Raw genomic sequence first — 21387 nt, 5'->3', positions numbered from 1 at the left:
GGTTTTGGATTTTGTGTTATTCTTGTTCATAGAGACGTTCTCCTGTCTAACTTGTGTTTTGGCGAACTAAGTTTTAACAGGAAGCGTCTCTTCTTTCAACCCTTTTCTTTTTTGGGATAGGTTCTTAGTTTTTATCCTAATCGCGATCGTTTTGATCTCGGTCTTAGGCGTTGCCGCGTTCTTACTGCGGGGTCAATTATTGGGGGGAGGCGGCGGCAGCACAGCACAAGACCTGGCCACGCCCACTCCGCAGCAGAACCTGGTGGAAATTGTCATCCTGGCTCAGCCTGTTGCGCGGGGCACCGTCTTATCCGAAGGCGTGTTGGCCCGCGTCAGCTACCCCCAGGCTCAAATGGTCGAAGGCTTGTTCTTCACCGATATCAACCTGGTCATCGGTCAGCGCACCCGCTACGACCTGGATCAGGGCACACCCCTGACCCCCAGCCTGCTCACCGATAAGCCCACCGGCTCCTATGCCGCCGTGCGCATCCCCCGCGGGCAAGTGGCCGTCTCCATCCCCATCAACCGCCTGACCTCGGTTTCTTATGCCCTGCAGTCCGGCGATCATGTCAATATCATCGCTTCACTCATGTTGGTGGATGTCGACACCCAGTTCCAAAGCCGCCTGCCCAACCTGGCCGCTTCCATCATCGCCCCCGGCCCTGGCAGCGCTGAAACCGGCGGGACGACTGCCACCATCTCAGTGGTCTCCGGCGGCCCTGGCTCTGTTCAGGGGCGCGCCGAATTGGATACCACCCTCAACCAGGCCGTCTACGTCCTGCCTTCTGAAGAACAGCGCGGGCGGATCGTCAGCCAAACCCTGGTGCAAGACGCCACCGTTCTGTGGGTGGGCGAATTTCCTGAGGACGGCAAGATTGAGGAAGGCCCCAAGCCCACCCCCACCCCTGCCCCCGAAGGTCAGCAGGCCGCCCCCGAAGCGCCGGCCCCCCGCCCCGACATCATCACCCTCATCGTCTCCCCGCAGGATGCGGTCACCCTCAACTACCTCATCCTGGCCGGCGGCAAGCTCAGCCTGGCCATGCGCAGCTACGGTGACGACCAGCGCATTGACACCCAGGCCGCCACCCTCCAGTTCATTCTGGATCAATACCGCATCCCCAATCCGGTCAAGCTGCCCGTGGGCCTAGAACCGCGAACGGATGAGATGCTTTGGCCGTAAACCTGGCCGCCCCAGCCTGAGGCCGGCTTACTGAAGTACCAAACGGAAAGAAAAACCGGCCGCTTCGTCCGGTTGGATCGTAAAGGTAGCGCTGGAGAGCTGTATGCCAATCACTGAAAAAATTCGCGTGCTCATCGTTGATGACATCAGCGAAACACGAGAAAACGTCCGACGTTTGCTCCAGTTTGATAACGCTGTGGAAGTTGTGGGCATGGCCCGCGGCGGGCAAGAGGCGATCAATTTATCCCAAAGCCTCAAGCCCGATGTGGTCATCATGGATATCAACATGCCGGATATGGACGGCATCACGGCCACCGAAGCCATTCGCCGCAAAGTCCCCTACACCCAAATTGTGATCCTGTCGGTTCAAAGCGACCCAGGCTACATGCGCCGTGCCATGTTGGCAGGCGCGCGCGATTTTCTTACCAAGCCGCCCTCCATTGATGACCTGACCGCGGCCATTCACCGTGCAGGTGAAATGGCCATTGATGAGCGATCCAAGCTCGCCTCCAGTTTTCCCACCGCCAGCACCACCGGCGGCACATCCTCCCCCGGCATGGCGGGCAAACCTTTGGGCAAAATCATCATGGCCTACAGCCCCAAAGGCGGCTCCGGAACCACCACCATCGTCACTAACCTGGCCATTGCCTTGCACAGCGAAGAAAACCACGCCATCCTGATTGACGCCTCGCTCCAGTTTGGGGATGTGGCCGTGTTCCTCAATGAACAGGTCAAAAATTCTCTCTTAGAGCTGGTCCCGCGCGCCGAAGAATTGGATCCCGACGTGGTCAAAGATGTGGCCATTCATCACTCCGCGTCCGGCATTGATATTCTGGCCGCCCCGCCCCGCCCCGAAATGGCGGAAAAAGTCAACGCCGATCAGTTTGGCAAAATGCTGCAATACCTGCGTCAGATGTATGCCTATGTTCTCCTGGACACCTCTTCGTACCTGACCGATGTGGTGCAGGTGTCCATCGAAGCGGCGGATTTGATCGTGCTCATCACCACTCAGGATATCCCCGCCATCAAGAACGCCAACTCTTTCCTGACTCTCACAGATGCATCGGGCATTAAGCGCGAAAAAATCATCTTCACCATGAACCGCTTCGATAAACGCATCAGCATCACCCCCGAACGTGTCGGAGAAAGCCTGCGTCAACCCATCCCCATCGCTATCCCCCTGGACGACCGCATCGTCAGCGGTTCCATCAACCGCGGCGTCCCATTTGTTATTGATAACAAAGCCCAACCGACGAGCAAAGCCGTCTTCCAACTGGCTGATCTCGTCCGCGAACGGCTCACCAACCCTGAAGGCCAGCCAGAAGCCGCTGGTAAGAAATAGCACGGGTTGGTCGGAGGTAAATTTATCGTATGTCAATCTTAAAACGGCTGCAAGGTGGTGACAATAATCAGAACACCCAGCCCACCGGCACTCAAAACCAGGGGGTTCAGGCCCGGCGTATTGTCGCGCCGCCCACTTCGCCCGCGCAAAACACCTATCAGGACCTGAAAAACCGCGTCCAGAACAAGCTGCTGGCCAGCCTGGATCCCAACGCGGATGTCACCCGCGTGGCCGAAGTTCGCCGCACCATTCAGGAGATGTTCGAGCAGATTCTGAATGAAGAAAACATCGTCCTCTCTCGCCCAGAGCGCGCTCGCCTGTTCGAGCAAATCGCCGCAGAAATTCTGGGCTTTGGGCCGTTGGAACCGCTGCTGCAGGATGACACCATCACAGAAATCATGGTCAACGGCGCCCGCAATATCTATGTCGAGCGCCGCGGAAAGATCACCCGCGTGCCCATCTCCTTCGAGAGCAATGAGCACGTCATGCGCATCATCGACCGCATCGTCGCCCCGCTCGGCCGCCGTATTGATGAATCCAGCCCGTATGTGGACGCCCGTCTTCCTGACGGCTCCCGTGTGAATGCCGTCATCCCCCCCATTTCATTGGTGGGCCCGGTCATCACCATTCGTAAATTTTCCCGCAACCCCATCACGGTCGAACAGCTCATCAGCTTTGGCTCCCTCACCCCCGAAGCGGTGGAATTCCTCAAAGCCTGCGTGGAAGCCCGCCTGAACGTGGTCATTTCTGGTGGTACTGGCTCCGGAAAAACAACCCTGCTCAACGTGCTTTCCGGCTTCATCCCCGCGGATGAGCGCATTCTCACCGTGGAAAACGCCGCGGAACTTCAGCTTCGCCAGGAACATGTGGTCACTCTGGAATCCCGCCCGGCCAACATTGAAGGTCGCGGTGAAGTCACCATCCGCGATCTGGTGGTGAATGCCCTTCGTATGCGTCCCGACCGCATCGTCGTAGGTGAAATTCGCGACGCCGCCGCCATCGACATGCTCCAGGCCATGAACACCGGCCACGATGGTTCCATGACCACTGCCCACTCCAACAGCCCCCGCGACACCCTGGCCCGTCTGGAAACCATGACCCTCATGGCCGGCATGGACCTGCCAGTGCGCGCCATCCGTGAGCAGATCTCCTCTGCCGTGGATTTAATCGTCCATCAGGAACGTATGCGCGACGGCACGCGTAAAGTAACCCACATCACCGAAGTCACCGGCATGGAAGGTGAAATCATCACCCTCACCGACCTTTTCGTCTTTGAACAGGTCGGCTATGAAAACGGCAAAGTGATTGGACGGCTGCGCCCCACCGGTTTGCGCCCGCGCTTTATGGAAAAGATCGAAACCTCCGGTATCAGCCTGCCCCCTTCCATTTTTGGCGTCGGCGACCGCAGACGGTAGGAGATGCATGGTTTCTTACCCCTGCAAACTCTGTATCGGTTACGCAGAAAAGGTTGGTGAAGTATGTCTCTTCCAATTCTGATCCTCGGCCTCGGCGGTGGGCTGGCAGTCATCCTCCTGATCGTGGGGATTGTTGTCACCGTCTCCAGCGAGCGCAGCCTGGTTGAGGAACGCCTGGGCCGGTATGTAGATCAGCGCCAGACCGCCGTAGCTCGCCAGAAAGCCACCCCGATGGTGGACTGGCTCAATAAGCGCGTCGAAGGCTCAAACTTTGGCGACAAAATTGCCCGCGATCTGGCCCGCGCCGACATCAAAATGAAAGCGGGCGAATATATCGCCCTGCAGATGATCTCAGCCTTTGGTGTGGGCGTGGTGGTATGGTTCATCACCGGTCAAAACCTGCCCATCGGCCTTCTCGGCGCCATCGGCGGCTTTTTCCTCCCCGGCATGTACGTCAAACGGATGCAGGGCAAGCGCCTGATTCGCTTTAACGAACAGTTAGCCGACATGCTCAACCTGATGGTCAACGGCCTGCGCGCTGGTTACTCCACCACCCAGGCCATGGAAGCCGTCTCCAAAGAGCTTCCCCCACCCATCAGTGACGAGTTCCGCCGTGTGGTGCAGGAAATGCAGTTAGGCGTCCCCATGGAAAAAGCCCTGGATAACCTCCACCGCCGCATCCCGTCCGACGACCTCGACCTGGTCATCACCGCCATCAACGTTCAGCGCGAGGTAGGTGGTAATCTGGCCGAAATTCTCGATACCATCTCCTACACCATTCGCGAACGCGTGCGCATCAAAGGCGAAATCCGCGTCCTCACCACCCAGGTGATGTATTCCGGCCGCTTCCTGGCCATGATGCCCCTCTTCGTGATTGCCATCCTGTACCTGCTCAACCGCCCGTATATGATGGAATTCCTGAACCCCGAAAACGTCCCCTGCGGTTACATCGCCCTGGGCCTCTCCGGTTTATTGATTGTATTGGGTTACTTCGCCATGAACAAACTTGGCGATATCGAGATTTAGCCAAGGGAAGGTGAGAGCATGACGATCATTTTGATTGTAGGAGCAGTCATTCTCATCGGTGCCGCCGCGCTGGTTTACATCGGCATTCGCAACCCCCAAACCGCCAACGAGCGCGCTTTGGCCGCCCGCCTGGAAGAATTTAACAAGAGCGGCGAGACCATTAACCTGGAGAAAATTGAGCTTTCACAGCCTTTCTCCGAGCGTGTCATCTTCCCGGTCGCCCGCCGTCTGGGTGAAATTGCCATCCGCTTCACCCCACAAAACGCCCTGCAGTCTCTGGCGCGCAAGCTAGAGCTGGCCGGCAGCCCGGCCCGCCTGGACCCCACCATGATCCTGGCCATGCAGTTCATTGCCATGGCCATCTTCGGCGGTCTGGTGGCCCTGGTCTTCACCGTTGGCGCCACCAAATGGCCCCTGGGCCGCATCATTCTGGCCTCCCTGGCTTTCGGCCTTTTAGGCTTCTTCTTCCCCCAGCTCTGGCTGTCCAGTAAAATTGCCAAACGCCAAAAAGACATCCGTAAAGCCATGCCAGACGCCCTGGATTTGCTCACCATCTGCGTGGAAGCCGGCCTGGGCTTTGACGCCGCCATGTCGAAAGTGTCGGAAAAATGGGAAACCGATCTTTCCCTGGCCTTTGCCCGCGTCATCCAGGAAATTCAGCTGGGCAAGCTGCGCCGCGAGGCCCTGCGCGATATGGCCGACCGCATCGGCCTGGCCGAAATGACCAGCTTTGTGGCCGCGGTGATCCAAAGCGAGCAGCTGGGCGTCAGCCTGGCCAAGGTGCTGCGCATCCAATCGGATCAAATGCGCGTCAAGCGCCGCCAGTTGGCCGAAGAAGAGGCCCACAAAGCCCCCATTAAAATGCTTATCCCGATGGGTTTGTTGATCTTCCCGTCGTTGATGATCGTTCTGTTAACTCCGGCAGCCTTGCGCATTTTCAAGTCTGCCCTGGGAGGGATGTTCAAATAGCCTGACCCTATCGAAGGGAGCGGTATGCAGATTGCTGGCAGGTATCGTCTCAAATACCCTGCCGAATGGCTCCACCACCTGTTCTGGGGCGCGTTGGATTGGTTGTACCCCCCTCAGTGCGGCGGCTGTCAGACCTTGGGAACACGTTGGTGTTCGCAATGCCAATCTGACTGCCGCCGAATTATTTCTGGGTGTCCCCGCTGCGGCCGGCCAGAAGCTTCGCTTAGCTCTGTGTGCGCCGAATGTGCCGCCCAGCCCCCCGCTTTTGATGCCCTGCGTTCCTGGGCAATCTATACAGGGCCATTGCGTTTAGCGATTCTTCGATTAAAATATCATCAAGATGTGGGGTTGGGCGAAATCTTCGCCCAATCGTTAATTGAACTTTACCAACAAGTCAATTGGCCGGTGGATCTATTGGTGCCGGTGCCCCTCAGCGCAGACCATGCCTGGGAGCGCGGATATAACCAATCCACTCTCCTGGCCCGCCCTCTTGCCCTCCACCTGCGCATTCCGCTCAGACCCCGTGCCCTCCGCCGCACACGCATCACCCAGGCACAGGTCGGGCTGAATGCGCAGGAACGCCGCGAAAACGTAAGCCGGGCTTTTATGGCCGACCCGCGCGATGTGGCTGGCAAATCCATCCTCATCTTGGATGATGTCACCACAACCGGTGCGACCATGCAAGCCTGCGCTCAGGCCCTACGAGACGCTGGCGCGCGCAGTGTTTATGGGTTGACCCTGGCTCGGGCAGCCCATCCGTCCCCCGACGGAGATCAACAGCCATGAGACGGCCTCACCGCATTCCCCACATGGCGGCAGACAAGTCTGCCCCACAAATACACAACAGGAGGATGAAATGGCTATAAAAGTGGAACTGTTCGTCAAAAACATGGAAGTTACCGATCGCATTAAGGATTACGTCGAAAAGAAAGTGTCCAAACTCGACCGGTTTTTGAGCGACATTGAAGAAGCTCGGGTAGATTTAGCGTACGTCAAATCGGCGCGCTCCGCCGCCGACCGCCAGGTGGCTCAGATCACCATCCGCGGGCGCGGTTACATCCTGCGCACCGAAGAACGCTCCGACGATCTTTTCACCTCCATTGACATCGCCGTGGAAAAGATTCAGCGCCAGATCGAGCGCTTTAAGGGTAAGCGCGCTCACGGCCGCGGCGACGGTACCCCGGCTTCCGAAGTGGTTCCCAACATCCCCGAGATCGAGGAGTTGGAAGAGACCCCCATCATTGCCCGCCGCAAAGAGTTTACCCTGGTGCCCATGGATGAGATGGAAGCCATCGAGCAAATGGCGCTTTTGGGTCACGAAAACTTCTTCGTCTTCTATAACGTCAATTCCAATGCCATTAACGTCCTGTACATGCGCCGCGACGGAACCTATGGCTTGATCGAGCCCAAGCTCGGCTAAACCAGCCTCATCTTTTACAGCCAACACCGGCGGGGCAGCCCCGCCGGTGTTTTTTTAATCTTGTCACCCATCCCGCCCTGCGCTATAATAAAAAGGTTTGACAACATGCACATCCCATGAGCAGCTATCTCCTGCTCCCAATTAGATTAAGAGGCAAGCATCTATGATCGACGTAAATGAACTTCGCAAAGGCGTCACTTTTGAAATGGACGGCCAGCTGTATAAAGTGTTGGATTACGAACACAACAAAAGCGGCCGCGGCAACGCCAGCATCCGCATTAAAGCCCGCAACATGCGTTCCGGCTCCACCATCGAGCGCACTTTTAACTCCGGCAACCGCGTCCAGGATGTTCGCCTGGATTATGTCAACATGCAGTACCTGTACAACGACGGCGATTTTTATTATTTCATGAACACCGAAACCTTCGAGCAGATCACCGTCGGCAAAGCCATTTTGACTGAAACCGCTGGTTACATGAAAGAAAACCTCGAAGTCAAATTGACCTTCTATAAAGACGAGGTCATTGATATCGAACTGCCCACCTCGGTGGATCTCCTTGTCACCCAGGCCGAGACCGCCGTCAAAGGTGACACCGCCACCGGCGTGACCAAACGCATCACCGTCGAAACCGGCGCCACCGTGGATGTCCCCTACTTCGTCAACGAAGGCGATACCATCCGCGTGGATACCCGCACCGGCGCCTACGTCACCCGCGTTTAGCCGCGGCCTCACCCTGATCTTATTATGCCCCAGTCTTGTTTCATCTCTGGGGATCTGTCCCCTGACGGGGACAGTTTTTTATCGGTAAAAAAACGCACCCATCGGGTGAAACGAGCCTACGAAAGGGAAAAGTATGCGCACGCCAGCCGGCATTGAATGTCCCTATTTTTACGGCAACTACTTCCGCGGAAAGTCGCAGGAAGAGTGCCGCCTGTTGTCTGGCGCCAACCCACCCCTGCGCTGGACAGCCGATTTGTGCCGCACCTGCCCCGTCCCCGGCATCCAACGCGCCAACGCCTGCCAGCACATGAGCCTGCGCCCCCAAATCACCAGCATCCTGGGCTTCCGGCGCCGGGTACAGGTGACCGCCTACTGCCGAAAAACCAGCCAGGTTGTCCAGGAACCGCACGTGGGCTGCGGCGCCTGCCATCAGCTCCCCTTTGATCTCAAGGAACCCCAATCATGAAACTGACCGTCTTGTTTGATCTGGATGACACCCTCCTCACCAACAACATGGATACGTTCCTTTCCGCCTATCTGAAAGCGCTAAGCGCATCCATTCCCGCCGTCCCCCAGGGTCAGTTCATTCAAACTCTGCTCTTCGCCAGCCAAAAAATGACGGAAAACATGAACCCCGCCCTTGCCCTGGAGGAAGTCTTTGACCAGCATTTTTACCCCGGCATCGGCATCCCCCGCGCAGAGATCAATGAGGATCTGAACGCTTTTTACCGCGACCGTTACCCTGCGCTGCGCGCCGTCACCCAGCCCCGCCCTCAGGCGGTCGCTGCCGTGCAGCACGCCTTCGAGCGCGGCTGGCAGGTGGTTGTGGCCACCAACCCCCTCTTCCCCCAAACTGCTACCTACCAGCGTCTGGAATGGGCTGGGCTGCCCGCTGCAGAATACCCCTTTGCCCTCATCACCACCTACGAGACCTTCCATTTTGCCAAGCCCAACCCCGCCTATTGCGCCGAGATCCTGGGACAATTGGGCTGCCCCGAAGGGCCGGTGGTCATGGTGGGCAACAGCCTGGAAGATGATCTGCTTCCTGCGGCGGTTCTGGGCATCCCCGGCTACTGGGTCACAGATGACGGCTCCCCCGTCCCAGCCGAGCTCCCCGCCGGAAGCGCCGCCGGTTCCCTGGCAGGCATCATCCCCTGGTTAGAGGCCCGCTCCGCCGAAACATTCACCCCCCAGCTCGACACTCCTCAGGCCCTGTTGGCCTGGCTGCGCGCTGCGCCTGCTGCTGTCGCGGCTCTGACCCGGTCCCTGAATGCGGATATCTGGTCTCAGCGCCCCGCCGCCGAAGAATGGTCGTTGACTGAGATTCTCGCCCACTTGCGCGACGTGGATCAGGATGTCAACCTGCCACGTTTCCAAAAATTGGCCGCCGAAAGCAACCCCTTCCTCCCCGGTGTGGACACTGATTCCTGGGCCGAACAGCGCGGCTACCGGCAGCAGCACGGCCCCGAAGGCCTGCTTCAATTCGTGCAGGCGCGCATCCAGCTCATCCAACACCTCACAAATTTGCCCGCCGAAGCCTGGCAGCAAACCGCCCGCCATGCCATTTTTGGTCCCACTACTTTGCAGGAGTTGGTACGTTTTATCATCACCCACGACCGTTCGCACCTTCAGCAAATCACCGATACCCTGCGCCAGATCCGCTCCTGAGCCGTCTGTGCCAACCCAAACCCACATTCACGCCTCGCTGCGCCCGCCGCGGGGCGTGAATTTTTATAAGAGATTTCTTAGATTTTCATAGATTCATGAGACAAACTATGGAAACCTCCCCTAGAGATTGGTATAATCCCTCACAGTAAGACCCATTAGACCGTTTCCATTGGAAGGCGCATACCTTGCCTCCTGTGGTGAATCACCGGTAAACCAAGCCGGACATCGCATCCCGAATTGTTTCGGAGGATACGTGAACTCAAGAAATCAATCTTACGCCATCTACATTCTGCTCTTCATGGCAATTATTGCCCTGGTGGTTTATTCCTGGAGCTCGCAAAACAGCGGCCAGGAAGCCATGACGATCAACCAGGTTGCCGATGAAATCAAACGCGGGCAGATTGCCAAAATTGTGCAGGATGAAACCCGCCTGCGTATTACCAAAACGGACGGCACGCAAAATACATCCAATATGGATGCGAACGCCAGCATGGTCGAGCAGTTTCTCCAATTGGGCGTCACCGCGGATCAGCTTTCTCCCGCTGCCATCCAATTAGAGATCAAACCGCCCAGCCCCTGGCTGAACGTGATGACCTTTGCCAGTTATGTGCTGCCCTTCCTCATCCTGGCGGGTGCGTTCTTCTTCATCTTCCGCCAGGCGCAGGGCAGTAACAATGCCGCCATGTCCTTTGGCAAGTCCCGCGCGCGCATGTTCGCGGGCGACCAACCCACCGTCACCTTTGCGGATGTGGCTGGCGTGGAAGAATCCAAAGAAGAGCTGCGCGAGGTGGTGGAATTTTTGCGCGAGCCGCAGAAATTCATCGCCCTCGGTGCGCGCATCCCCAAAGGTGTCCTCCTGGTGGGCCCTCCCGGCACCGGGAAAACCCTCCTGGCCAAAGCCGTCTCTGGCGAGGCCGGTGTGCCCTTCTTCTCCATTTCCGGTTCCGAATTTGTGGAAATGTTCGTGGGTGTGGGCGCCAGCCGTGTGCGCGACCTGTTTGATCAGGCCAAGCGCCACTCCCCCTGCATCATCTTCGTAGATGAAATTGACGCCGTCGGCCGCCAACGCGGTGCGGGGCTGGGTGGTTCGCACGACGAGCGCGAACAAACCCTCAACCAGATGTTGGTAGAGATGGACGGTTTCGATACCGACACCAACATCATCATCATGGCCGCCACCAACCGGCCCGACATTCTCGATCCCGCTCTGCTGCGCCCTGGTCGTTTTGACCGCCGCGTGGTGCTCGACCGCCCCGATGTGCGCGGACGGGAAGCCATTCTCAAAGTGCATGTCAAGGGCAAGCCCCTCGAACCCAATGTGGATCTGGCCTCCATTGCCCGCTCGACCCCTGGCTTCGTCGGCGCGGACATTGAAAACCTGGTCAACGAAGCTGCCATCCTGGCCGCCCGCCGTAACAAGAAAGTCATCACCCAGGAAGAGTTTGAGGAATCCATCGAGCGCGTCATCGCCGGCCCGGAACGCAAGAGCCGCCTGATCAGCGCCGAAGAAAAACGCATCATTGCCTATCACGAAGCCGGTCACGCCGTGGTCATGAACGCCCTGCCCGAAGCCGATCCGGTGCAGAAGATCACCATCGTCTCGCGCGGCATGGCGGGCGGCTACACCCTCTCCCGCCCCGCAGAAGACCGCATCCTCATGTCCCGCAAGAAGCTCATCGCTGAGATGATTAGCCTCTTGGGCGGGCGTGCCGCCGAAGAACTGGTCTTCGATGACATCACCTCCGGCGCATCCAACGACATCGAACGCGTCACCCAGATGGCCCGCACCATGGTCACCCGCCTGGGTATGAGCGATGAAATGGGCCCGATGGTTTACGGTCAGAAAGAGGAATTGATCTTCTTGGGCCGCGAGATCTCGGAACAGCGCGACTACTCCGAAGCTGTCGCCCAAAAAATTGACGCCCAGGTACGCGCCCTGGTCAGCGAAGCGCACCAACAGGCCAAAGCCCTGCTCACCCAGTACCGCGCCGAGTTGGACGGTGTGGCGGAACTGCTGTTGGAAAAAGAAACCATCACCCGCGAAGAGTTTGAAGCGGTCTTCCCCACCCCTCAACCCAAGCACAGCGGCACCCCCGTGATGCTGGCGGGCAACAATTAATCCCCCTTCTGGTTTCAGGATCCCGAGCTGCCGGCTAACCCCCGGCAGCTTTTTTTATGTTTCTACGGTTTCTCCAGCCGCCAGCCAGGGCGGGTCTGCCGCCAGCCAGGCGAGGATCTCGTTTTCCACCCCCGGCTGCGCCGTGAACCAGTGAATGTTGGGGTCGCTTTCTTTAAACCAGTTGGCCTGACGGCGCACAAACACCCGCGTCTGCCGCTTCATCTGTGCCACCGCCTCATCCAATGAGATCTCCCCCCGCACCACCGCAGCCATCTCACGGTAGCCAATCGCCGACAGCGTCGGCAAATCCGCCCCATAGCCGCGGCTCAGCAGGCCGCGTACTTCTTCCAGCAGCCCATCCGCCACCATTTGCTCAATGCGCTGGTCAATGCGCGCGTACAGCTCCGCCCGCGGACGGCGCAGGCCGATGGTCAGACGCGTATAGGGCGAAGGGCCTCGGCCGCGCTGTTCCGAAAAACGCCTCCCGCTCTGAAACACCACCTCCAGCGCCCGCACCGTGCGGCGCACATTGGTGAAGTCAATCCCCGCCGCCGCCGCCGGGTCCACCACCGCCAGGCGCTCGTGCAGCGCCTGCGCCCCAATCTGCTGCCCCCAGGCTTCCAGGGCCGCCCGCAGCCGCGCATCCGGCTGGGTGGTCGGCGGTTCCCAGCCCTCCATCACCGCCCGCAAATACTGGCCCGTGCCCCCCACCAACAGCGGCAAATGTCCGCGGGCGTGCACCTCGGCGATGGCTTGCTGGGCCGCCTGCTGGAACACCGCCAGGCTCCACACCTCATCTGGCTCAGCCACGTCGATTAAATGGTGAGGGACGCGCGCACGCTCTTCAACGGTCGGTTTGGCCGTGCCGATATCCATGCTGCGGTAAAACAGGCGTGAATCCACCGAAATGACCTCCGCGTTCAACGCCTCAGCCATGCGCAGTGCCGTCTCCGTCTTGCCCACGGCCGTCGGTCCCACCACCGCCAGAATCGCCCGCTCAGGAATGTGCATCACTGGTACCCTCAATCATCCCATGTCCTCGTCCATTCCCGCCTGAACCGCGTTGGGGAACCAGGCGACTTCCGCAGCGGCGGCCAATTCCGGCCTGCCGCACACCGCCACGACGTCCACCCGCCAGCCGCCTGTCCATTCGGGGTGATTTTGCAGCCAATACAAGGCCGAACGCACTATCCGGCCTTGCTTGCGCCCGTCCACAGCCGTCTCCGGCAGCCCAAAGCTGCCCGTGGTGCGCGCCTTCACCTCTACAAAAACCATCTCGTCCACATCTTGCAGGATCAAGTCAATTTCGCCGTAGGGTGTGCGCACATTGCGCCCCACCAACTGCAGCCCTTTCTGCTCCAGTGTCCGCAGCGCCACCTCTTCACCCCAACGTCCCACCTGCTGCCGGCTGTCCTTTCTCGCTCTCATGCCGTCCTCACCCTTCTGCGCAGCCCGCTCAGCGCCCAAACTGCCCTTGTAGAGTCAGCGCCGCCCATAAAAATTGACAATTTCTCGAAACGTGCTAAACTAATTTTCAACCTCGGAGGCTGCCAGTATGGGTAAATATCACACATTTATCAAAGAAAGCGACCTGTTCTACAAACTGACCGTCAGCCAATTAGAACGCATTGAAGAATTGTGTGAAGAGCGGGTGTACCAGCCCGGCGAAACCATTTTTGAAGAGAACTCCCGCAGCACTGAATTGTACCTGATCTTGAACGGACGCGTGGAAATTTTGCTCAACCCGGCCCTGGTCTCTCCCGAAAACGCGGGCCACGAACCCATTTCCATCGCCAGCCTGTGGCGCGGCCAATCCTTCGGCGAAATCGCCCTGGTGGATGAGGGTGTGCGTTCGGCCAGCGCCCGCGCCGCAGCCCCCGACACGCGCGTGCTCAAAATTTCGCGCCAAAAATTCCTCGATCTGTGCAGCGCCGACCCCGAAATGGGCCACCGGGTGATGTTTAACCTGGCCCTCGACCTATCTCAGAAGATCCGCAGCGCCGATTTGAAAATCCGCGAGGTTCTGCTCTATCAAAAACCCGGGGCACATGACCCCGCCACCCCGTAATGTGGAGGTTGACCCATGCCGGCCGCTGAAATTATCGCCATCGGCACCGAATTGCTCCTTGGAGAAATCCAAGACACCAACACCCGCTTTTTGGCCCGATCGCTGCGCGAACTCGGCATTGACCTCTACCGCACGACCATCATCGGCGATAATGTCTCCCGCATTGCCGATGCCCTGCGCGAAGCCTGCCAGCGCGCCGATGTGATCATCACCACCGGCGGCCTCGGCCCCACCGTAGATGACCCCACCCGCCAGGCCGTCGCTGATTGTTTGAATGTCCCCCTGGAATTCCGCCCCGACCTGTGGCAGCAGATTCAAGACCGCTTTAAGCGCTTTAACCGCCAGGCCACCGAAAACAACCGCCGTCAGGCCTGGGTTCCCCAAGGGGCCCAAGCCATTGAAAACCCCGTTGGCACAGCCCCCGCCTTCTATGCCGAAAACGGCCCGGCTCTCATCGTCTGTCTGCCAGGCGTCCCCCGCGAGATGGAATATCTGCTGGCCAACACAGTGCTGCCCTTGCTGCGCGACCGCCTGCCCGAATCCGGCACCATCCAGGCTGTCGTCCTCCACACCGCCGGGGTAGGCGAATCGCAGGTGGATGAATGGGTGGCTGATCTGGAAACCGAGAGCAATCCCACGGTCGGTCTGCTGGCGCATCCGGGGATTGTGGACATCCGCGTCACCGCCAAAGCCCACGACGTCGATCAAGCCCACACCATGATGCAGCCCATCCTGGCCACTTTGCACAAGCGCCTGGGCGACCACATCTACGGTCAGGATGACCAGACCCTCGACAGCGTGGTGCAGTCTCTGCTGGCCGCCCGCCAATGGTACGCTCTGGCCATTGAATGCGGCCTCCAGGGCGAGCTCTACCGCCGCATTAACTCCCTACCCAATATCTCCACCCTCACCGATCTCAGCAGCCAGCCTTGCGGGCTGCCCGAACTGCGCCATCTTCTGGAAACTGAACGGTATCAACGCAGCGCGCAGGTGGCCCTGGGGGCCGTTCTCCTGCCCGAAGGCCCGCGCTACGTGCTGACGTTATGCCTCATGACCCCCACCCTCACCGTAGACCAGCAGCGCGCCTATGGAGGGTCGCCAGAAAACGCCCCTCAATGGGCCTCCAACATGGCCCTCGATTTCCTGCGGCGCCATCTTCTTCAAAAACATAAATAGAAAGGGAAGCGAATTTTATGGAAAAGGTAGATGTTTTATTGACGAACGCCCTGGTCCTCACCATGGATCAGGCCCTCAGCCAATATGAATCGGGCGCCGTGGCCGTCCGGGGCGATTCCATCGTCGCTGTCGGCCCCCAAGAAACCCTCCAGGCCCAATACACCGCCAGTCAGGTGATTGACTGCGGCGGAAAAACTCTGATGCCCGGCCTGATCAACGCCCACACCCACGTTCCCATGACCCTCCTGCGCGGCCTGGCGGACGATCTGCGCCTGGATGTGTGGCTGATGGGCTACATGATGCCGGTCGAACGCGAATTCGTCTCACCTGAATTTGTGCGTCTGGGCACGCAGATGGCCTGCGCGGAGATGATCCGCAGCGGCGTCACCTGCTTTGCCGATATGTATTACTTTGAAGAGGATGTCGCCAAAGCCACCGCCGATGCCGGCATGCGCGCCCTCTGCGCCGAATCCGTGCTCAAGTTCCCCAGCCCCGACGCCGATTCCTATGAAGAAGGCCTGGCCATCGCCCGTGATTTCATCCAGCGCTGGAAAGGCCATCCCCTCATCGTGCCGTCCATTGCCCCCCACGCTGCCTACACCTGCACGCCCGAGATCCTGCGCGCCGCGGCCGAGCTGGCCGCCGAGTTTGATGTGCCCCTCCACACACACATTTCCGAAACCGCCGGTGAAGTGGCCAACATGCGCGAGGAAAACGGCATGCCCGTGGTGCCCTACATGAAGAAATGCGGCCTGTTCGAGGCCAAAGTCCTGGCCGCCCACTGCGTTCATGTGGACGAAGGGGAAATCCGCACCATGCAGCACCTGGGCGCGGGCGTGGCCCACAACCCTTCTTCCAACCTCAAGCTGGCCTCCGGCTTTGCGCCGGTTCAGCGCATGTTGGAACTGGGCCTGAATGTGGGCATCGGCACCGACGGCCCGGCCTCCAACAATGACCTGGATATGTTCGAAGAAGTGCGTCTGGCCGCCTTTGTGGCCAAATGCGTCACCAATGACCCCACCGCTCTGCCCGCCCAAACCGCCCTGCTCATGGCCACCCGCCAGGGCGCCCAGGCCATGCACATGGATGACATCACCGGTTCTTTAGAGCCGGGCAAGCGCGCCGACTTGATCCTGGTGGACAACCGCCGCATTCACAACGCCCCCTTCTTCCGCCGCGATCCCAACGCTGCCTATGCGCAGATCGTCTACGCATCCAAAGCCACCGACGTATCCGACGTGATGATCAACGGCCAATGGGTCATGCGCGGCCGCGAACTGCTCACCCTCAACGAAGAAGAGATCCTGGCCGCCAGCATGGAATATGCCCGCCAGATTGACGCCTTCCTCACCGCTCGCGAGCAGTCGGTTTTGGCCAAGCTCATCGCCATCGGCGGCGCCACCGAGGAAGAAAGCTTCGAGGTGCAGGCTAAAGTGCCCATCAGCAATGAGCAGCCCATCCTCCAGGCTCTGCTGCACAACCCCCAGATCGAAATTCTTCGCAAGCGCCATTACCGCGAATACGACACCTATTTCCTCTTCAATGACGTTGAGCAAGGCCGTCTGCGCATCCGCGAAGATCATTTCGTGGACGATCAGGGGAAAATTGACCACGTCCGTTCTCGCCTGACCCACGTGGGCGTGTCCAGCGAATTTAACTTCCCCAGCGGTGTGCTCCTCTCCCGCAGCCGCTTCTTGGCCCCCGCCACCCAGAGCATCCGCTTCTACCGCGAATACTTCCGCCCTGACGAGGTCATGGAAATCGAAAAAGACCGTCTGCGCTATCTGGTGCGTTTCCAGGACACGGAGTTCTTTATCAATATTGACACCCTCATCCAGCCCAGCACCGGCAAATTCCTGGAAGTCAAAAGCCGCACCTGGTCGCGCAAAGACGCCGAACAAAAATCCACCCTGGCCGCGGAACTGATTTCCTTGCTGGGCGCGTCGCCCAACAACACCATCTCCCGCGATTATGTCGAGCTGTTAAAACCATAAGCCGTCTTTTGATCCATTCGGAGGGAAACCGATGATGCCGCCCTCGTCTTCAACCAAAAAATTGCGTGTGCTCTTTATCGCCTCGGAAGCCGACCCGTGGGTTAAAGTTGGCGGCCTGGGGGATGTCACCGGCTCACTGCCCCGTGCCCTGCGCGCCCTCACGCCTGAGGAAACCGGTGGGGTGCAGTTGGATGTGCGCCTGGCCATCCCCTATCACTCCATGATCCGCCAGAAAGCCAAAAACCCCAAGCTGCTCTCCCGTCTCACCGTCCGCCGCGGCAGCGAAACCCTCACCGGCCAGGTCTTTTTGATCGAAAACGCCGGCCTGCCCGTCTATCTGGTGGACGGCCCGCCCTTCCGCGAAGGCGACCCCGTATACGGCAGCGATCCGCACCTCGACGGCGAGCGTTACACCTACTTCTCCCTGGCCGTGCTGGAAGCCATGCGCCAAATCGGCTGGGCCCCAGACGTGGTGCATGCCAACGACTGGCACACCGCCCTGTCTTGCTACTGGCTGAACCTCAACCGAGCGGGCGATGATTTCTTCCGCCGCACCCGCGCCCTGCTGGCTGTACACAACCTGCCCTTCATGGGCGCCGGTGCCGAAGAAGCCACCGCGGCGTACGGCCTGCCCGCCGCCAGCGACCCCCGCCTGCCCGATTGGGCGCGGCGCATGCCTCTGCCCCTGGGGCTGCTTTCCGCCGATCACATTGTGGCCGTTTCGCCCACCTACGCCCGCGAAATTTTAACCCCCGAATTTGGCTGCACGCTGGAAACTTTCCTGAAAACGCGCGAAGCCAATCTCTCCGGCATTCTCAACGGCCTGGATTTGGATTTGTGGAACCCCGCCACGGATGCCCTGGTTTCGCCCTTCAGCCTGGAGACCCTGTCTGCGCGGCAGGCCAACAAACAGGCCCTCTTGAAAGAGTTTGCCCTCGATCCTGCCCAAAACTGGCCCCTATACATCATCATCAGCCGCATGGATCAGCAAAAAGGCATTGATCTGGCCCTCCAGGCCTTGCGTGAGCTGCCCGATCCGCATTGGCAGTTGATCCTCCTGGGTACCGGCGACGAAATTTTGGAAGAAAACGCCCGCCAGATGGAAAAAGCCTACCCCGACCAGGTGCGCGCTGCCGTGCGCTTTGATGCCCGTTTGGCGCGCCGCATGTACGCCGGTGGGGATGTCATCCTCATGCCCTCGCGTTACGAGCCCTGCGGCATGGCCCAGATGATCGCTATGCGCTACGGCTGCGTCCCCCTCGCTCGCGCCACCGGCGGCCTCAAAGATACCATCCTCGATTCGCCCGATCCTGCCACCGCCACCGGCTTCCTGTTTGAGCAGGCCTCCGTGCCCGCTCTGACAGCTGCCTTGCAGCGCGCCCAAAAAGCCTTTGCCGACCCCGTTCATTGGCAGGCCTTGCAGCGCAACGGCATGTCTCTGGATTTCTCCTGGAACCGTTCGGCGCGTGAATATCTGGCCCTCTATCAAAAGCTGGTGGAATCGCGGTCATGAAAACCCGCGCCATCATCCTGGCGGGTGGAGAAGGCACACGGCTAAGCGTTTTGACTTTCAAGCGCACCAAGCCGGCCGTGCCCTTTGCCGGAAAATACCGCATCATTGATTTCCCCCTCTCCAACTGCGTCAACTCCAATATCTTCGATGTGGTCATCATCGCCCAATACCGTCCCCAATCCCTGATCGAACACATCGGCGCGGGCGGCCCCTGGGATTTGGATCGGGAGTTCACCGGCGGTCTCAAGATCTTCACCCCCTACAAGGCGCGCGGTGCGGGCTGGTTCATCGGCACCGCCGACGCCGTTCAGCAAAACTTTGCGTTTATCAAGCGCAGCGACCCCGACCTGATTCTGATCCTCTCGGGCGACCACGTCTATAAGATGGATTACGACGCCCTCATCCGCTACCATCTGGAGAAAAAGGCCGCAGTCACCCTGTGTACCATTCAGGTGCCCCTGGAAGAAGCCTCCCGCTTCGGCATCGTCAGCGTGGACGAGAATCAGCGCGTCACCTCCTTTGTGGAAAAGCCCGCCGACCCCACCTCCAACCTGGTGAACATGGGCGTATATCTCTTTACCCGCCAGGTGCTGGACGACGAATTATGGAAGGATCATCTGCAAAAAGACTCCAGCCACGATTTCGGCAAAGACATCCTCCCCAAAATGGTGGCTGAACGCGATGACATCTACGCCTATCCCTTCAGCGGCTACTGGGTGGATGTGGGCACGGTCAATTCCTACTGGCAGGCCCACATGGACCTGCTGTGTGTGCCCCCCACGCTGGACCTGCACACCCGCGGCTGGGTCATCCACACCCGCTCCGAAGAGCGCCCCCCCGCCAATATTCAAAAAGGCGCGCGCGTCGAAGACAGCCTGGTCTGCGACGGCTGTATCATCGAAGATGGGGCCTGTGTTTACCGCAGCGTGCTCTCCCCAGGGGTCATTGTCCGTTCCGGCGCGGTCGTGCACCATTCGATTCTGCTCACCGATACCCAGGTGCAGCCCGGCGCCGTGATCAAATATGCCATTGTGGATAAACGCTCCACCATCGGTGAAAAAGCCGTCATCGGCGGTGATCCAGACGGCGAGCCTGCCATTGCCCTGGTCGGCAAAAATTCCGTCGTCCCCCCTGGCACGGTTATCCAGCCAGGGGCCGTCGTGGGCACCGATGTCATCCCTCCCGATTACACCGTATCTGTTGTACAATCGGGGCAGTACATTCAAACCAGGAGACTCCCGAATGAGCTTTAAACGTGCGTCCGGCATTTTAATGCACCCGACCAGCTTCCCCGGGCCGGATGGCATTGGTGATCTTGGCCCCGAGGCTTACCGCTGGGTGGATTTTCTCAAAGAGACCGGCTGCGGCCTGTGGCAGCTTTTACCCCTCGGCCCCACCGGTTACGGCGATTCGCCCTATCAGTGTTTTTCTGCCTTCGCAGGCAACCCCTATCTGGTCAGCCCCACCCTGCTGCTGGAAGAGGGCCTGCTCGTCCGCACCGATCTGGCCGACCGACCGGAGTTCCCTGAAGGATCGGTGGATTTTGGCCCCGTCATCCAGTGGAAACTGACCCTCTTAGATCGCGCCTTCAACCGCTTCCTGCAGACCCCCATCCCGGCCTTCCAGGCGGAATTCGCCGCCTTCCAGGCCGAAAATGCCGGCTGGCTGGAGGATTTTTCCCTCTTCATGGCCATCAAAGAGGCCAACCAGGGCAGTTCCTGGAATAATTGGCCCAAAGGTCTGCGCACCCGTCAAAAAGCCGCGCTGAATTCCTTCCGCCAGCAGTTCCAAAAGGATATTCTGCGCCACAGCTTCCGCCAGTTCCTGTTCTTCCGTCAATGGAAACAGGTGAAAGACTACGCCAACCAGCAAGGCATCCAAATCATCGGCGATATCCCCATCTTCGTGGCCTACGACAGTTCCGACGCCTGGGCAAACCCCGACCTGTTCTATCTGGACGAAGAAGGCCTTCCCACCGTGGTAGCGGGCGTACCGCCGGATTATTTCTCGCCCACCGGTCAGTTGTGGGGCAACCCGCTCTATCGTTGGGATGCCCACGCCAAAAGCGGCTATGCCTGGTGGATCCAGCGCGTGCGCGCCACCCTGAAAACGGTGGACATCATCCGCATGGATCATTTCCGCGGCTTCGCGGGCTATTGGGAAGTCCCCGCCAAAATGCCCACCGCCGAAATTGGCCAATGGGTTCCCGGCCCTGGGGCAGCGTTGTTTGAGGCGCTCACCCAGGCCCTGGGCGGCCTGCCCATCATCGCCGAAGATTTGGGCGAAATCACCCCGGATGTGATCGAGCTGCGCGACCGCTTCCAGCTCCCCGGCATGAAAATCTTTCAATTCGCCTTCTCCAGCGATGCCAATGATCCCTTCCTGCCGCACAATTACCCTGCCAACTGCGTGGCCTACACCGGCACCCATGATAACGACACGGCCCTGGGCTGGTATCAAACCGCCCCCGATGTCGAAACTGATTTCTGCCGCCGTTATCTGGCCCGCTCTGGTGAGGATATCTCCTGGGACATGATCCGCGCCGTGTGGTCATCCGTGGCGGTCATGGCCCTGGCCCCCCTGCAGGATTTGCTCAGCCTGGGCGGCGACGGGCGCATGAACTTCCCCGGCCGTGCCAGTGGAAACTGGACCTGGCGCTGCCGCCCCAGCGATTTATCCCCCGCCCTGGCGGCCCGCCTGCGCGAGCTGAACACCCTCTACAGCCGGCTGGAGGAGTGATTCCCCCGGATATTTAAAATCAACCGCCCCCCAATCC

The 21387-nt window shown here is 59.4% G+C and carries 19 protein-coding genes and 1 pseudogene; 18 read left to right on the top strand and 2 right to left on the bottom strand.

What is annotated here, in order from left to right; all coding sequences use genetic code 11:
- Positions 1 to 151 precede the first annotated feature (151 nt).
- The 12 genes and pseudogenes from cpaB to ftsH all read left to right on the top strand — a co-directional run bounded on the left by cpaB (position 152) and on the right by ftsH (position 11860).
- Positions 152 to 1180, top strand: coding sequence for a Flp pilus assembly protein CpaB (gene cpaB, locus ADN01_RS12865; RefSeq protein WP_075071184.1), 1029 nt, complete (start codon positions 152 to 154; stop codon positions 1178 to 1180).
- Positions 1181 to 1283: 103 nt separating this feature from the next.
- Positions 1284 to 2522, top strand: a complete 1239-nt coding sequence (locus ADN01_RS12860; RefSeq protein ID WP_062418155.1) for a response regulator — start codon at positions 1284 to 1286, stop codon at positions 2520 to 2522.
- Positions 2523 to 2551: 29 nt separating this feature from the next.
- Positions 2552 to 3937 carry a CpaF family protein gene (locus ADN01_RS12855; protein WP_062418154.1) on the top strand — a complete coding sequence of 462 codons (1386 nt, stop codon included), beginning with the start codon at positions 2552 to 2554 and terminating at the stop codon, positions 3935 to 3937.
- Positions 3938 to 4000: 63 nt separating this feature from the next.
- Positions 4001 to 4963 (top strand): type II secretion system F family protein, encoded by a 963-nt coding sequence (locus ADN01_RS12850; protein ID WP_062418153.1) that lies wholly within the window; start codon positions 4001 to 4003, stop codon positions 4961 to 4963.
- Between the two features lie 18 nt (positions 4964 to 4981).
- Positions 4982 to 5932 carry a type II secretion system F family protein gene (locus ADN01_RS12845; RefSeq protein WP_062418152.1) on the top strand — a complete coding sequence of 317 codons (951 nt, stop codon included), beginning with the start codon at positions 4982 to 4984 and terminating at the stop codon, positions 5930 to 5932.
- Between the two features lie 24 nt (positions 5933 to 5956).
- A pseudogene (locus tag ADN01_RS20355) lies at positions 5957 to 6169 on the top strand (double zinc ribbon domain-containing protein); the annotation flags it as partial.
- Between the two features lie 105 nt (positions 6170 to 6274).
- Positions 6275 to 6718 (top strand): ComF family protein, encoded by a 444-nt coding sequence (locus ADN01_RS19675; protein WP_160318426.1) that lies wholly within the window; start codon positions 6275 to 6277, stop codon positions 6716 to 6718.
- 70 nt (positions 6719 to 6788) lie between these two features.
- The gene (hpf, locus tag ADN01_RS12835) at positions 6789 to 7352 is read left to right on the top strand and encodes a ribosome hibernation-promoting factor, HPF/YfiA family (protein WP_062418150.1); all 564 of its coding nucleotides are present in this window, start codon (positions 6789 to 6791) and stop codon (positions 7350 to 7352) included.
- A gap of 163 nt (positions 7353 to 7515) precedes the next feature.
- Positions 7516 to 8073, top strand: a complete 558-nt coding sequence (gene efp / locus ADN01_RS12830; protein ID WP_062418149.1) for an elongation factor P — start codon at positions 7516 to 7518, stop codon at positions 8071 to 8073.
- A 133-nt stretch (positions 8074 to 8206) separates the two neighbouring features.
- Complete coding sequence (locus ADN01_RS12825) at positions 8207 to 8539, top strand: hypothetical protein (protein WP_062418148.1); 333 nt, start codon at positions 8207 to 8209, stop codon at positions 8537 to 8539.
- Complete coding sequence (locus ADN01_RS12820; protein ID WP_062418147.1) at positions 8536 to 9741, top strand: DinB family protein; 1206 nt, start codon at positions 8536 to 8538, stop codon at positions 9739 to 9741. The genes ADN01_RS12825 and ADN01_RS12820 overlap by 4 nt, the downstream gene beginning before the upstream one ends.
- 253 nt (positions 9742 to 9994) lie before the next feature.
- Complete coding sequence (gene ftsH / locus ADN01_RS12815) at positions 9995 to 11860, top strand: ATP-dependent zinc metalloprotease FtsH (protein WP_062418146.1); 1866 nt, start codon at positions 9995 to 9997, stop codon at positions 11858 to 11860.
- A 54-nt stretch (positions 11861 to 11914) separates the two neighbouring features.
- Here the strand turns inward: ftsH and miaA are convergent, their stop codons facing one another.
- Together miaA and ADN01_RS12805 are read right to left on the bottom strand one after the other, a co-directional pair.
- On the bottom strand, positions 11915 to 12871 hold the full coding sequence (gene miaA / locus ADN01_RS12810) for a tRNA (adenosine(37)-N6)-dimethylallyltransferase MiaA (RefSeq protein WP_062418145.1): 957 nt from the start codon (positions 12869 to 12871) through the stop codon (positions 11915 to 11917).
- A 15-nt stretch (positions 12872 to 12886) separates the two neighbouring features.
- Complete coding sequence (locus ADN01_RS12805; RefSeq protein ID WP_075071183.1) at positions 12887 to 13288, bottom strand: YraN family protein; 402 nt, start codon at positions 13286 to 13288, stop codon at positions 12887 to 12889.
- A 127-nt stretch (positions 13289 to 13415) separates the two neighbouring features.
- Between ADN01_RS12805 and ADN01_RS12800 the strand changes: the two genes are divergently transcribed.
- From ADN01_RS12800 to malQ, 6 genes are read left to right on the top strand one after another with little or no spacing between them, the layout of a single operon-like run.
- Positions 13416 to 13928 (top strand): cyclic nucleotide-binding domain-containing protein, encoded by a 513-nt coding sequence (locus ADN01_RS12800; protein WP_062418143.1) that lies wholly within the window; start codon positions 13416 to 13418, stop codon positions 13926 to 13928.
- Positions 13929 to 13943: 15 nt separating this feature from the next.
- Positions 13944 to 15104, top strand: a complete 1161-nt coding sequence (locus ADN01_RS12795) for a competence/damage-inducible protein A (protein WP_062418142.1) — start codon at positions 13944 to 13946, stop codon at positions 15102 to 15104.
- Positions 15105 to 15121: 17 nt separating this feature from the next.
- Positions 15122 to 17098 carry an amidohydrolase family protein gene (locus tag ADN01_RS12790; protein ID WP_062418141.1) on the top strand — a complete coding sequence of 659 codons (1977 nt, stop codon included), beginning with the start codon at positions 15122 to 15124 and terminating at the stop codon, positions 17096 to 17098.
- A gap of 31 nt (positions 17099 to 17129) precedes the next feature.
- Positions 17130 to 18611: a glycogen synthase gene (locus ADN01_RS12785; RefSeq protein ID WP_062418140.1), complete on the top strand. Its 1482-nt coding sequence runs from the start codon at positions 17130 to 17132 to the stop codon at positions 18609 to 18611.
- Complete coding sequence (locus ADN01_RS12780) at positions 18608 to 19864, top strand: glucose-1-phosphate adenylyltransferase family protein (RefSeq protein WP_062418139.1); 1257 nt, start codon at positions 18608 to 18610, stop codon at positions 19862 to 19864. The genes ADN01_RS12785 and ADN01_RS12780 overlap by 4 nt, the downstream gene beginning before the upstream one ends.
- Positions 19854 to 21350: a 4-alpha-glucanotransferase gene (malQ, locus tag ADN01_RS12775; RefSeq protein WP_062418138.1), complete on the top strand. Its 1497-nt coding sequence runs from the start codon at positions 19854 to 19856 to the stop codon at positions 21348 to 21350. The genes ADN01_RS12780 and malQ overlap by 11 nt, the downstream gene beginning before the upstream one ends.
- Positions 21351 to 21387: the final 37 nt, after the last annotated feature.

This window comes from Levilinea saccharolytica (genome assembly GCF_001306035.1).
Classification (GTDB): domain Bacteria; phylum Chloroflexota; class Anaerolineae; order Anaerolineales; family Anaerolineaceae; genus Levilinea; species Levilinea saccharolytica.
This window is presented reverse-complemented; position numbering and strand designations above follow the sequence as displayed.